Raw genomic sequence first — 12328 nt, forward strand, 5'->3', positions numbered from 1 at the left:
CGTCTAGACCTCTCGTCGACCGCGGATGAGCATGTCGACGACGATAGCGAGCAGCAGGACCGCTCCGGTCACGATGTACCGCGTCGCCGTGTCGAGGTTGAGCAGCGTGAGGCCGTTCGCGATCGACTGGATGACGAGCACGCCGAGCAGCGCGGACCACGCGCTGCCCCGCCCGCCGAAGAGGCTCGTGCCGCCGATGACCGCCGCGGCGATGGCCGTGAGGTACGTGTCCGCACCACCGGTGCCCTGGTTCGCCGCGGCCAGCCGGCCGGCCGCGAGGACGCCGCCGAGGGCCGCGAACGTGGAGCACGCGACGAAGCACGAGACGACCGTGCGGCGCACGGCGACGCCCGCGAGCAGCGCCGACCGGCGGTCCCCGCCGACGGCGCGCACCGAGCGTCCCCACCGCGTGCGCCGCAGCAGGACGTCGACCACGACGACGAGCGCGACGAACAGCACGACGGTGTACCCGACACCGCGGGCGGTGCCGAGGTACGCGACGGTCCCGGCGAGCACGACGGCGAGGACGCCGGTCCGCACCGCGATGCGCGCCGCGCCCGGCGCGGGCAGCTCCGCGCGGACCCGGCGCACGTGGTCGACGACCTGGACCGCGAGGTACCCGGCGACCACCACCGCCACGACGGCCCACGCCACGGGCTGCGGCAGGAAGCCCTGCTGGACGGTCCGCACGAGCCACGACTCGAAGGGGAGGTTGATCGACCCGTTGGGCCCGAGGACCCGCAGCTGGACGCCGGCGAGCATGAGCAGGCCCGCGAGGGTGAAGACGAACGACGGCAGCCCGAGGCGCGTCGAGAGCGCCCCGTACCCGAGACCGACGACGACGCCCACCGCGAGCGCCGCGAGGATCGCGAGCGCGACGGGCCACCCGAGGCTCACCGTCCCGACGGCGAGCACGGCCGCGGCCAGACCGCTCACCGAGCCGACGGAGAGGTCGATCTGCCCCACGAGCAGCACGAGCACGACGCCGAGGGCGATCATCCCGGTCGGGGCGCTCTGGAGGGTGAGGTTGACGAGGTTCTCCGCGGAGAGGAACGCGGGGTTGATGACGCCGAGGACGGCCCAGATGACGAGGAGGGCGCCGACGATCGGGAGCATGCCGAGGTGCGCGCCGCGCACGCGCTGCACGACGGACCCCGAGAGCGTGCCGTGCCGGTCGCCCGCGCGGTCGAGTGGGAGGCCCGTCGTGGGGCCGGGGACGCTCATCGCGGCACCGCCCTCGGGCCACCCGGTCGGCCGGGACGGACGGCGCCGGTCATCGCGGCGAGCAGGTCCTCGTACGACGTGTCGCCCGCGAACTCGCCGTGCACGCGCCCGAGCCGCAGGACGAGGATGCGGTCGGCCACGGCCTGCAGCTCGCCCGCCTGGTGGCTCACGAGCACGACGGCGTGGCCGCGCTCGCGCAGCTTCTCGATGAGGTTGAGGACCTCGGCGGTCTGGCGCACGCCGAGCGACGCCGTCGGCTCGTCGAGGACGAGCACGCGCGGGGCCCCCAGGAGGGCGCGCGCCACGGCGACGACCTGGCGCTGCCCGCCGGACAGCGCCCGGACGGGGAGCCGCACCGACGGCACGGTCGCGGCGAGCTGGTCCAGCAGCCCCCACGCCTCGCGCTCCATCGCGACCTCGTCGAGGAACGGTCCGTGGACCGTCTCCTGCCCGAGGAAGAGGTTCTCGACGACGTCGAGGTCGTCGACGAGCGCGAGGTCCTGGAAGACGGCGGCGATCCCCAGCTCGCGGGCCGCCTTCGGCGACGAGATGGCGACGGGCTCGCCGTCGAGCAGGACCTGCCCCGTGTCGGGGCGGAACGCGCCGGCGACGACGCCCGCGAGCGTCGACTTCCCCGCGCCGTTGTCCCCGACGACGGCGAGGACCTCGTGCTCGTGCACGTCGACGTCCACGTCGACGAGCGCGCGCACGCCGCCGAAGCTCTTCGACACGCCGCGCAGCGACAGGACCGGCTGGGGCTCGCTCACGAGGCCGCCTCCAGCAGGCCGACGTCGACGCAGGCCTCGACGTAGTACGGGGTGCAGATCTCGTCGACGGTGTAGACGCCGCCGTCGACGAGGACGCGCTGGACGTCGTCGGGCCCGACGGCGCGCGGCGCGAGCAGGAGGCTCGGCACGCCGTCGATCACGGCCGTGGCGCGGGGGTCCTGCCCCCGCAGCAGCCGGACCGCGAGCTCGGCGGCGGTGCGCGCCTGCTGCGTGGTCGCCTTGTAGACCGTCATGTACTGGTCGCCCGAGACGACCCGCTGGACCGCGGCGAGCTCGCCGTCCTGCCCGGTCGTCGGCGGGACGGGGTCGAGGCCCGCGGCCTTCATCGCGGCGATGGCTCCGCCCGCGATGCCGTCGCTCGCGGCGAAGACGCCGTCGACGCGGCCGGGGTACTGGGTGAGCTGGCCCTCGACCCACTCGGTCGCCTTGTCGGGGCTCCAGTCGGGGGTGTCGTACTCGGCGAGCACGTCGATGTCCTCTCCGTCGAGAGCGCGGTGGGCGCCCGCGGCGAGCGCCGCGGAGTTCGGGTCGGTCGGCGACCCCTGGACGAGCAGCACCCCCGGTCGGCCCTCCGCGGTCGGGTCCTCCTCGGAGCGGGCCTCGACCGCGCCGACCAGGGCCTCCCCCATGAGGTAGCCGATGAGCTCGTTGTCGAACGACACGTAGTAGTTCGCGTCGGCGACGAAGCGATCGTAGGCGATGACGGGCACCCCGAGGCGCTGCGCCTCCGCCACGACGCTCACGGCGGCGACCGTGTCGACGGCGTCGAGCACGAGGACGTCCGCGCCGCGCGCGAGCATCGACTCGGCCTGCTGCTGCTGGTTCGCCGCGTCCTGGGCGGCGTTGGCGTACAGCACCTCGCACGTGGGGCAGCGTCGCTCGACCACGGACACGAACGTCGGGCGGTCCGTCGTCTCGTACCGGGCCGTCTTCGCCTCGGGCAGCAGGAGCCCGATCGTGCCCTCGGACGGTCCGGACTGCTCCGCACCCCGGTCGACGGCGCAGCCCGCGCCCAGCGCGAGCGTCACCGCGGCGAGCGCCGCGAGCGCCCGGGCCCGACGACGCGGTGCGGGCGCCGGGGCCCCGTGCCCGCGGCTCATGCCCCCACCCCCAGCGCACCGCTGACGCGCGCCGTGTCGAGCGCGACGGCGAGCGCGCCCCGGACCTCGGCCGCCGAGCCCAGCGCGGACGCGACGACCGCGACCGGTCCGGCCGTGCTCGGCACGGTGCGCTGCTCGAGGACGGTGCGCAGCGGCCCCAGCAGGATCTCGCCCGCCTCGGCGAGCTGCCCGCCGACGACGACGATCTCGGGGTCGACGAGGTTGCACAGGTTCGCCGCGGCGACGCCGAGGTGCTGCCCGGCGTCGAACAGGACGCGTCGGCAGCCGGGGTCGCCCTCGCGGGCGCGGGCGATGACGTCGCGCAGCGTGAGGTGGCCGCGGCTCTCGGAGAGCATGCCGAGCAGCACGTTCGCGCCCACGAACGTCTCGAGGCAGCCACGGTTGCCGCACCGGCAGATGGGTCCGTTCTCGTCGATCGTCACGTGCCCGATCTCGCCCGCGACCCCGCCGCGCCCGTGGACGAGGCGCCCGCCGAGCACCAGCCCGCCGCCCACGCCGTGCGAGACGCGCAGGTACGCGACCGCGTCGTGGCCCTGCGCCGCACCGAAACGCGTCTCGGCGAGCGCGCCGAGGTTCGCGTCGTTGTCCACGGTCACGGGCGCGCCGACCTCCGCCTCGAGCAGCTCGGGCACCACCACGCCGTCCCAGCCGCGCAGCATCCCCACCGTCGCGATGCGGCCGGTGCGCACGTCCACGGGCGCCGGGACCCCGACCCCGACGGCGAGCAGCTCGCCCGGCGCGGCGTCGACCGAGGCGACCATCTCCTCGACGAGCATCGCGGCGCGCTGGAGGCCGGTGTCGGCACGGTGGTCGGGCGCGAGGGGCATGCGCTGGTCGGCGAGGACCCGCATCGAGGCGTCGGCGAGCGCGACGCGCAGCGAGCGCGTGCCGAAGTGGACGCCGGCGACGAGGCCGAGGTTGCGCGCGAGCGTCACCTGGAGCGCGCGCCGCCCGCTGCGCGTCGACGGCGACGTGTGCAGGACGCCCGCACCCGTGAGCTCCTTGACGATGTTGGAGACGGTGGCCGGGGACAGCCCCGTGACGCCGGCCAGCTCGATCTGCGTGAGGGAGCCACGCTGCTGGACGGCGCTCACGATCCGGGCTCGGTTGGCCTCACGCAGTGAAGTCTGCGAGCCCGGGGTCACCCGGTCAGCGCGCACGAGCGCCAGAATAGCTCCTTGCGTTCATTTCCTGGCCTGAGCTGCGAGCCCGAGGCCCCGGGGTGCGCCGGTCCGACGGTCGGACGACCGGCGCACCCCCGGGGGTCGGTCAGCCGCAGGTCGGAGCGGGGTGCTCCGGCGTGACGACGGTCTCGCGGCCCTCCGCACCGTCCGACGGACGGGCGGTGACCGTCACGGCGTCGGCCTGCGGGGTGGCGCCCCGCACCGCGAAGGACTGGTACGCGCTCGTGCCCGGCGCGACGCCGGTGAACGTCTTCGTCCCGTACGGGGTGGCGATCTCGACGTCCACCGGGACGTCGTCGTCGTTGACCGCGCGGACCGCGAGGTAGGGCTTGCCCGCGAGGCACCGCACGTCGGCGGTCGCGGTGACGGCCACGCCGTCGGCGGCCTCGGGCCGCTCGATGACGCCGTCGACGCCCTGGCCGCCCACCCGCACCGTGATCTCGTCGAGCGAGCCCGCGGCGGAACGGTAGGTGTAGTCGAGCACGCCGCGGCCGTCGGCCGTGACGAACGCGACGTGGTCCAGACCGTCCACGCCCTCCGCGGTCGCCTCGACGACGAGGACCGCACCCGGGGAGAACCCGGAGCCGTCCAGCGTGACCGACTGCGTGTCCGCCGCGAAGCCGACCTCGAACGTCGGCTCGGAGCCGGGGACCACCTCGCGCAGCGCCGCGTGGGAGAAGGACTCCTCCCCGGCCGCGAGGTCCTTCGTCCACGCACCCGCCACCGGTGCGAGCGTGCCGTCCCGCACGAGGAGGTAGGACAGCGACGCAGGCGTGGTGCCCTCCGGCAGCGAGACCGGCAGGTCGCCGTCCTGGTTGCCGTCCTCGGTGTCGAACGTGACCTCGCGGTAGCCGAGCATCCGGTTCGCGTCGTCGTACGCCACGGCGATGCTGCGGATCTTCTCGCCGGTCGGCTCGGTGCTGAGCAGGTAGCCGACCGACGCCGTCGTCCCGCTCACCTCGGAGGTCAGCCGGATCATGTCGACGGGCTCGTCGAGCTCGTCGCCCACGAACGTCACCTGCGGGTCGCCCCACACCCCCTGCGCGGGAACCGTCGCGCCCTCGGCCGGGAGCATCAGCAGTCGCAGCGCCTCGTACGGGTGGCGCTCGCCGTCCTCGCCGACGTAGGTCAGGTCGAGGTCGAACCGGTGCAGGTCGTGCTGGACCTCGAGGTCGCCCGAGTAGTCGGCGTTCGCCAGGACCGGAGAGGTGCCCAGCTCGTCCCAGCCCTCGGTGGGCACGTCGGCGCCCGTCGCCCCGGCGTAGAAGCCGTTCGTGAGCGACGCGGCGTCGCGCGCACCCCACACCGCGAACCGGACGGCCGTGCCGTCGCCGCCGTCGGGCTGCATCGTCCAGTCCACGCCGACGTCCGCCGTGAAGCGCAGCGCGTCCCGGTGGGACACGTCGACGTCGAGCACCTGCGCGGCCCGGCCGGCCAGGCCGTGCTCGTACTCCTCGACCACGGCCCCCGCGCCCTCGCCGCTCTCGCGCAGGCGCAGGGTCGTGTCGCCCCCCGCGCCCTCGCTGCGGTCGAGGTAGACGCCGCCGGAGCTGCTGTAGGCGTACAGCAGGTTGCCGTGCAGCACCGCGGACTGGTCCTCGCCGTCCTCGGCGATCGAGCCGGGGACCGTGACGAGGTCGCCGACGTAGGCCTGCTGGCCCTCCGGGGACCCGGCACGCTCGAACGCGATCTCGTAGGTCTCGGTGCCGACGCGGACCGTCGCGGTGCCCGGTACCTCCGTCGCCTGGGTGACGTGGACGAAGAGACCGCGGTCGTGGTCGACCGAGACCGTCGGCACGTCGGCACCGGACCCGAGCACCAGCGCGTACTCGTGCACCTCGGGGTCGAAGCCGGGCAGGGTCGCACCGTCGAGCGAGATCCCCTGGAGCTGAGGGTCCTCCGGCAGGTCGACGGCGATGCGCGGGTCGCCCCACACACCTTGGTCGTGGCCGTTGTCGCCGTTCGCGTTCATCACGAGGCGCAGCGCCTCGTAGCGGGCGGTCCCGCCGTCCGCCTCGTAGGTCAGGGGCACCTCGTCGAACGCGAAGTCGTTCCGCCCGGACATCACCGGGCTGGCGGCGAGCTTCGTCCAGCCGTCCGTGACGACCGTGCCGGTGCCCGCCGCGCCCGGAGCCATCGGCGCGTAGTAGTCGGCGGTCAGCGCGTCGACGTCCGGGTGGCCCCACACCTCGAAGATCACGCTGGAGCGTGTCGCGCCCGAGCCCGACCACTTCGAGGGGTCGATCCCGCCGGTGCCGGAGAACGTGGTCACCGCGTGGCCGGAGATGTCGAGGTCGACGATCTGGTGCGCGTTGCCCTGGAAGCCCTTCTCGTAGGTGCCGCTCGCCGTCTGGAGGGCCGCGCCCGTCCCGCTGACGTCCTCGAAGATCCGGGAGTAGCCGCTGTACGCGTACAGCAGGTCGCCCACGCCGGGCTGTCCGCCGGTGTAGGCGCCGGACGCCGACACGGTCGGCGGCACGGCGACGAGGTCGGAGACCGCGAGCACGGGCTGCGGCTCGGGGGCCCGCTCGATGTTCACGGTGTAGTCCACCGACGACGCACCGGACGTCACGTGCAGCACGGCCGTCCCGGGGATCTCCGTCGGCTGGTCGATCGTCACCGTCGTGCCCTCGGGAGCGGTCGCCGTGACCTCCGGCAGCAGCGACTCCGGGTAGTACTCGGGGAGCGTGAAGTCGTAGCCGAACGTCTCCGGGGTGAACCCGTCGAGGGGCATGCCGTCGACCGACACGGAGTCCAGCAGCGCGAACGTCGGCGCCGGGTAGATGGCCTTGGACCGCGCCATCGGGTCGGAGCCGGCCTCGAGCGGCGCGAGCGTGTACGTGTAGTCGAGCAGCGCCGCGTCGGTCTTGCGGATCATCGCCGACGGCGGCTCGGAGCCCCAGTCGAGGTTGCCGACGCCCTTCTGGTGCTCGAGCACGCGCAGCACCACGTCGTCCGTCCGCTCGGCCTCGTGCGGGTAGCGCTTCTTGGAGCTGAAGGACGACAGCGACTCCGGCGTGTGGTGCAGCGCGACCGCCTCGAGCGGGTCGCCCGAGTAGCCCTCGCCGTACGTCATCGAGGCGAGCAGGCCGGTGCCGTCGTCGTCGGTGAGCGCCATCCAGCGCACGTCGGTCTTGTTCCCGTTCTCCTGGATGCGCGGGTAGGGCACGAACTGGTCGGTGACCGTGCCGGACCACACGCCGACGTTGTTGCCGGCCTTGCGGTCCCAGTAGGTCTCCGACGGCCCGCGCCCGTACCACTCGACGTTCTCGAAGCGGCTCGGGAGCTGCATCATCATGCCGAACTCGCCGAGCTGGTCGGGTGCCTCGGCGGACGGCACGAGCCGCGCCCCCACGACGACCGTCCCGTCGGCGTACACCGTGTACGTGGTCGTGTACGCGCTGCCGTTGCGCAGCGTCGCGTTGACGACGATCTTCGTCGCACCGCCGTCCCCGCCGAGCGTGTTGACGGAGACTGCCTGCAGGTCCTCGCCCTGGTTCAGCCAGCCCTGGTAGCCCTCCGGCGTCGCGAGGTTGTGCGCGTTGCCGCGGACCGCTCCGTTCTGGTCGGTCTCGGCACGGAAGAACGAGCCCACGGGCGCCTTGGTGACGAGGTCCTCGTCGCCGACGCGGTACGTGTCCAGCAGGCCCGTCGCCGTGTCGACCGCGACCGTGAAGGGCGAGCCCCCGGGGGTCGTGCCCGTGACGGTCACGGCGTCGTCGGAGACGTCCGTGCGCGACGCGGCGAGCGCGTCGAGGTCGACGACCTGGTCGACGCCACGGGCGTCGAGCGCGAACTGGGCGCTGCCCTGGACGTACCCCGCCTCCGCGTAGGGCGTGTCCGCGGCGAGCCGGTACTCGACGAGGAGCTGGTACTCGGCCCCCGGCGTCGGGTCCTCGACGCCGTACGGGAGCGTCACCGTCTTCGTCGAGCCGGCGGCCACGTCGCCCGTGGGCGGCGCGAGGTCCGCCTCGGCGTCGGTCAGCGTGCCGGTCTGGACGGTCGCCCCGTCCTCCTGCAGGGACCACACGATGTCGTAGTAGCTCGCGTTCTTGAACCGGTTGAGGTTCGTGATCGTGACCTGACGCTCCGCGCGCTGCGCGTCCGTCTGGGAGAACTTGAGGTCCTGGTACTGCTTCTTGACCTCGTAGGCGCCGGGCTTCCACGTGCGGTCCGGGAAGAGCACGCCGTTCATGAGGAAGTTGCCGTCCCCGGACACCTGCGGCCAGCTGCCGTCCATGCCGAAGAACAGGTCGTCGCGGGTGACCCCGTCGGACGTGTCGACGCCCTCCTTGAGCGTCAGCGCCGACTGGTCGACGTAGTCCCAGATGAACCCGCCCTGCTGGCGGTGGCTGCTCTCCATGATGTCGACGTAGCGCGACAGCTCGCCGCCCGTGTTCCCCATGAAGTGCTGGTACTCCATCATGATGAACGGCTTCTCCGCCGTCGGGCGGTTCGCGGCGTTGTAGGCCGGGTACATCGCGCCGATCATGTCGACGCGCGGGTTGCCGTTGTCGCCCTGGTAGTGGACCAGCTTCTCGCCGTCGAGCTCCTTGATGACGTCGATCATCGTGTCGAAGTTCGGTCCGGTGCCCGCCTCGTTGCCGAGCGAGTAGATGATCACCGAGGCGTAGCCCTTGTCCCGCTCGACCATGCTGCGCATGCGCTGCTCCATCGAGACCGTGTACCGCGAGTCGTTGCCCGGGAAGTCACGGCTCGTCAGCGACGGGTCGATGGCGTACGGCGTGTTGTTGATGCCGTCGCGCCCGTTGTGCGACTCGACGTTCACCTCGTCCATGACGTACAGGCCGTACTCGTCCGCGAGGTCGAGCAGGTGCGGGTCCGGGGGGAAGTGGCTCGTGCGGATCGCGTTCATGTTGAGCTGCTTGGCGTTGCGCACGTCGGCCACGACGTTCTCGTACGGCACGTGGTGCCCGTACGCGGGGTCGTTCTCGCCGCGGTTGACGCCGTAGAGCTCGATGTTCTGGCCGTTGATGCGCATGTTCGACGTCGAGTCCGACGTGCCCGCGTGCTCCATGAAGAACTCGCGGAAGCCGACGCGCTTGCCGAAGGTCTCGAGCGTCGTCCCCTCCGCGTCGGCCAGCTCGAGGACCAGCGTGTAGAGGTTCGGCAGCTCGGCGGACCAGAGCGCGGGGTTCTCGACGGTGGTGCTGAGGTCGGCGGTGCCCGTCTCGCCGGCACCGACCGTGACGGTGGCGCTCACGGGCTCCCCGACCGGCTCGCCCTGCGCGTCGAAGAGGTGCGCGCGCACGGTGCGCTCCGCGGCCTCCGCCGACGTGTTCGCCACGTCGACCTCGACCTCGAGCTGCGAGGAGGAGTAGTCGTGGTCCGTGAACGTCGTCTCGACGTCGTAGTCGTACACCGCGACCTCGGGCTGGACCGTGAGGTAGACGTCGCGGTGGATCCCGGCGAAGTTCAGCCCGTCCTGGCTCTCCAGGAAGCTGCCCGTGGTCCACCGGTACACCTGGACGGTGATGAGGTTCTCGCCCTCGTGCACGTAGTCGGTGACGTCGAACTCCGACGTGCTGAAGCTGTCCTCGCCGTACCCCACGACGGCGCCGTTCACGGAGAGGTAGAACCCGGACTCGACGCCGAGGAACGACAGGATCAGCCGGTTGTCGGCGATGTCCTGCGCGGTGAGGTCGAGCGTGCGCATGTAGGTGCCGACCGGGTTGAACGCCGTCGGCGCCTGCGCGGCGTCGAAGTCGCCCTGGTTCGGGACGCCCCCGCCGGAGGCCTGGAAGGGGTAGTCCTGGTTGTTGTAGATCGGGAAGTCGGTGCCCAGGGCTCCCGCGTACCGGCCGGCCACCTGCCAGCTCGACGGGACCTCGATGTCCTGGTACCCCTCGTCCGGGATGCTCGTCACGCCGGAGACGTCAGGCTTGTCGGCCGGGGCGTCCACCTGGTTGAACTGCCACGTGCCGTTGAGCAGGCGGACGTTCTCCGACGCGCGCTGCGCCTGGTGGAGGGTCGGGTTGGCCTTGGCCTCGTCGACCGTGTCGAAGGGCACCATGACCGACCGGGCCGGTGTCTGGCCGACCTTCACCGCCGTCGGCGTCGTCCACTCGGAGCCGGTGACGTCAGGGTTGTCGACCGCCGTGGGGACCGCGACCGCACCGGCCGCCGGAGCGACCAGGCCGGAGACGACGAGTCCCGCAGCGGCCGCGGCCGCGACCGCCCATCGGACGGTTCTGCGGTGGACAGGACGTCCGAGGACGTCGCTCGTGCTTCGCATCTCTCTCCTTCGAGGGCGCGGTGCTGCGTGTTGCGGCTGAGCGTCGGCGACGACGCGGGCCGTGGGCTTGCCGGGACGGCGGGTGCGACGCGCGGGCCGCACCGGACGGACGAGCGCTCGGGGACCGGCGCACGGGCAGTCTACGATCACATCTCAACAAAAAACAACACGACCCATCATGACCGGGGTTCGGCCGGCCGCGCGCCCGGGACGAGCTCCGCCTCCTCGGCGCGCTGCGCCTGGCACGTCGGCCGCTCCGTCACGGGCCTCTTGCGTCCAAGTCATGATGGGAACATCACGAAAGAGTCTCGGCTGCGTTCATTTCTTGACATCAACGTCGGGGCGACGTTGTATGGGCCTCGGGTTCGAGGGCGCACCGATGCGCCCGGCCGACGACGAGGACCTCCCCCGTCCTCTCGTGGGCCCCCGACGACCGAAGAAGGCGTAGGGATAGACACGATGCGACTCACTCGCAGGACGAGCGCGACGGTGGCCGGTGCCGCCCTCGTGGGTCTGGCACTCGCCGCGTGCAGCGGCGGCGGTTCCGGTGACGAGAACACCGACGGTGGTAGCAGCGGCGGCGGCAGCGACGAGGTGGAGGTCTTCACCTGGTGGGCGGCCGGCTCCGAGAAGGCGGGCCTCGACGCCCTCGTCGGTGTGTTCGGCGAGCAGCACCCCGACACCGAGTTCATCAACGGCGCGGTCGCCGGCGGCGCCGGCTCGGCCGCGAAGGACCTCCTCCAGTCCCGCCTCCAGGCGCAGGACCCGCCGGACACGTTCCAGGCGCACGCCGGCGCGGAGCTGCAGGACTACATCGACGCCGCGCAGATCGAGGACGTCTCCGACCTGTACGACGAGTTCGGCCTGACGGACGTCTTCCCGCCCGACCTGGTCGACCGCGTCACGGCCGAGGACGGCGCGATCTACTCGATCCCGTCGAACATCCACCGTGCGAACGTGGTCTGGGCCAACCCGACCGTGCTCGAGGACAACGGGATCGACCCCGCCGCGGAGTACGCGGACCTCGACGCCTGGATGGCCGACCTCGAGAAGCTCAAGGCCGCGGGCGTCACGCCGCTGTCGGTCGCGACGACGTGGACCCAGGTCCACCTGCTCGAGACCGTGCTCCTCGCGGAGCTCGGCGCCGAGTCCTACAACGGGCTGTGGGACGGTTCGACCGACTGGGAGGGTGCCGAGGTCACGGGCGCGCTCGAGAAGTTCGAGACGCTCATGGGCTACACCAACACCGACCGTGACGGGCTCGACTGGCCCGAGGCGACCCAGATGGTGATCGACGGCAACGCCGCGTTCAACGTCATGGGCGACTGGGCCGTCGCGGCGTTCGAGGAGCAGGACAAGGCCCTCGGCACCGACTTCATCGCGTTCCCCGTCCCGGGCACCGACGGCGTGTTCGACTTCCTCGCCGACTCGTTCACCCTCCCGGTGGGCGCGCCGCACCCGGACGGCGCCAAGGCGTGGCTCGAGACCGTCGGCTCCCTCGAGGGCCAGGTCGCGTTCAACAAGGCCAAGGGCTCCATCCCGGCCCGCACCGACGCCGACCCGTCGGAGTTCTCGGAGTACCAGCAGACGGCCATCGAGTCGTTCGGCCAGGACACCATCGTGTCCTCGCTCGCGCACGGTGCCGCCGCGCCGGTCGCGACGCTCAACGCGATCTCCGACGCGACGAGCAAGTTCACCTCGGGCGGGTCCGACCTCGCGGCCTTCCAGTCCGAGCTCGCCGCCGCGCAGGGCTGA

The 12328-nt window shown here is 72.4% G+C and carries 6 protein-coding genes; 1 reads left to right on the forward strand and 5 read right to left on the reverse strand.

Annotated features, from left to right (window positions below; all coding sequences use genetic code 11):
* Nucleotides 1-3: 3 nt before the first annotated feature.
* The 5 genes from ACWPWV_RS04750 to ACWPWV_RS04770 all read right to left on the reverse strand — a co-directional run bounded on the left by ACWPWV_RS04750 (nucleotide 4) and on the right by ACWPWV_RS04770 (nucleotide 10573).
* A complete protein-coding gene (locus ACWPWV_RS04750) occupies nucleotides 4-1224 on the reverse strand; it encodes an ABC transporter permease subunit (RefSeq protein WP_435738223.1) in 1221 nt (406 codons plus the stop codon).
* Nucleotides 1221-1991, reverse strand: coding sequence for an ATP-binding cassette domain-containing protein (locus ACWPWV_RS04755; RefSeq protein ID WP_435738222.1), 771 nt, complete (start codon nucleotides 1989-1991; stop codon nucleotides 1221-1223). Before ACWPWV_RS04755 ends, ACWPWV_RS04750 begins: the two co-directional genes overlap by 4 nt.
* Nucleotides 1988-3112, reverse strand: a complete 1125-nt coding sequence (locus tag ACWPWV_RS04760) for a substrate-binding domain-containing protein (RefSeq protein WP_454041802.1) — start codon at nucleotides 3110-3112, stop codon at nucleotides 1988-1990. The genes ACWPWV_RS04755 and ACWPWV_RS04760 overlap by 4 nt, the downstream gene beginning before the upstream one ends.
* The gene (locus ACWPWV_RS04765) at nucleotides 3109-4227 is read right to left on the reverse strand and encodes an ROK family transcriptional regulator (RefSeq protein WP_454041803.1); all 1119 of its coding nucleotides are present in this window, start codon (nucleotides 4225-4227) and stop codon (nucleotides 3109-3111) included. The genes ACWPWV_RS04760 and ACWPWV_RS04765 overlap by 4 nt, the downstream gene beginning before the upstream one ends.
* A 175-nt stretch (nucleotides 4228-4402) precedes the next feature.
* Nucleotides 4403-10573, reverse strand: coding sequence for a glycoside hydrolase family 2 TIM barrel-domain containing protein (locus ACWPWV_RS04770; protein WP_454041804.1), 6171 nt, complete (start codon nucleotides 10571-10573; stop codon nucleotides 4403-4405).
* A 459-nt stretch (nucleotides 10574-11032) separates the two neighbouring features.
* Between ACWPWV_RS04770 and ACWPWV_RS04775 the strand changes: the two genes are divergently transcribed.
* Nucleotides 11033-12328, forward strand: a complete 1296-nt coding sequence (locus ACWPWV_RS04775) for an ABC transporter substrate-binding protein (RefSeq protein ID WP_454041805.1) — start codon at nucleotides 11033-11035, stop codon at nucleotides 12326-12328.

This window comes from Cellulosimicrobium sp. Marseille-Q8652, from assembly GCF_965112045.1.